The 1,642-nt window shown below is 50.5% G+C and carries 1 rRNA gene; it reads right to left on the bottom strand.

The window, feature by feature from the left end:
* Window positions 1–53: 53 nt before the first annotated feature.
* Window positions 54–1,642, bottom strand: a 23S ribosomal RNA gene (locus tag LA313_RS13415); the annotation flags it as partial.

Here is a 1,642-nt window from a genome sequence, read left to right as displayed (position 1 = left end):
AAGGTCATTTTGAAGCTTTAGGTTGTTCCTCCCCGGTATTGCTACCGGGGAAGTGCACTAAGCTATACGGATTATTAGTATCACTCGGCTATGACATTACTGCCTTTACACCTGTGACCTATCAACGTGGTAGTCTCCCACGATCCTTAAAAGAAATCTCATCTTGTGGTGGGTTTCGCGCTTATATGCTTTCAGCGCTTATCCCTTCCCGACGTAGCTACCCAGCAGTGCTCCTGGCGGAACAACTGGTACACCAGAGGTCAGTCCAACTCGGTCCTCTCGTACTAGAGTCAGATCCACTCAAATTTCTAACGCCCACTGTAGATAGAGACCGAACTGTCTCACGACGTTCTGAACCCAGCTCGCGTGCCACTTTAATGGGCGAACAGCCCAACCCTTGGGACCTTCTCCAGCCCCAGGATGTGACGAGCCGACATCGAGGTGCCAAACCCCCCCGTCGATGTGAGCTCTTGGGGGAGATCAGCCTGTTATCCCCGGAGTACCTTTTATCCTTTGAGCGATGGCCCTTCCATGCGGAACCACCGGATCACTATGCTCTACTTTCGTACCTGATCGACCTGTATGTCTCTCAGTCAAGCTCCCTTATGCCATTGCACTCTACGCACGGTTACCAAGCGTGCTGAGGGAACCTTTAGAAGCCTCCGTTACTCTTTTGGAGGCGACCACCCCAGTCAAACTACCCACCAAGCACTGTCCTTCCAATGGAAGTTAGGCTTCAAACAAGTAAAGGGTGGTATTTCAACAATGACTCCACGATACCTGGCGATACCGCTTCAATGTCTCCCACCTATCCTACACATCACTTGTCCAAAGTCAATACTAAGCTATAGTAAAGGTTCACGGGGTCTTTTCGTCCCACAGCGGGTAATCGGCATCTTCACCGATACTACAATTTCACCGAGCTCATGGCTGAGACAGTGTCCAGATCGTTGCACCATTCGTGCAGGTCGGAACTTACCCGACAAGGAATTTCGCTACCTTAGGACCGTTATAGTTACGGCCGCCGTTTACTGGGGCTTCAATTCAATGCGTCGCTAAAAGCTAACATCTCCTCTTAACCTTCCAGCACCGGGCAGGTGTCAGGCCCTATACATCATCTTTCGATTTAGCAGAGCCCTGTGTTTTTGATAAACAGTCGCCTGGACCTCTTCACTGCGGCCCATCCAATGGATGGGCGACCCTTCTCCCGAAGTTACGGGTCAATTTTGCCTAGTTCCTTAGCCATGAATCTCTCGAGCACCTTAGAATTCTCATCCCAACTACCTGTGTCGGTTTGCGGTACGGGCTGCTTTTGCTCGCTTTTCTTGGAAGTCGATATTCAGGATTATCACCGCCGCCGAAGCTTTGGTGTACTATCGGAGTGTTACCACATCCTTCAACGCACTATTCCGTCAGTGCGCACCTAATTCTCGCCTCCGTCACTTTTAACGCAAAGCAGGTACCAGAATATTAACTGGTTGTCCATCGACTACCCCTTTCGGGTTCGCCTTAGGCCCCGACTAACCCTCAGCTGATTAGCATAGCTGAGGAAACCTTAGTCTTTCGGTGTGCGGGTTTCTCGCCCGCATTATCGTTACTTATGCCTACATTTTCTTTTGTAACCGCTCCAGCATACCTCGCG

It is taken from the genome of Salinimicrobium sediminilitoris (genome assembly GCF_020866905.1).
Taxonomy (GTDB): domain Bacteria; phylum Bacteroidota; class Bacteroidia; order Flavobacteriales; family Flavobacteriaceae; genus Salinimicrobium; species Salinimicrobium sediminilitoris.
This window is presented reverse-complemented; position numbering and strand designations above follow the sequence as displayed.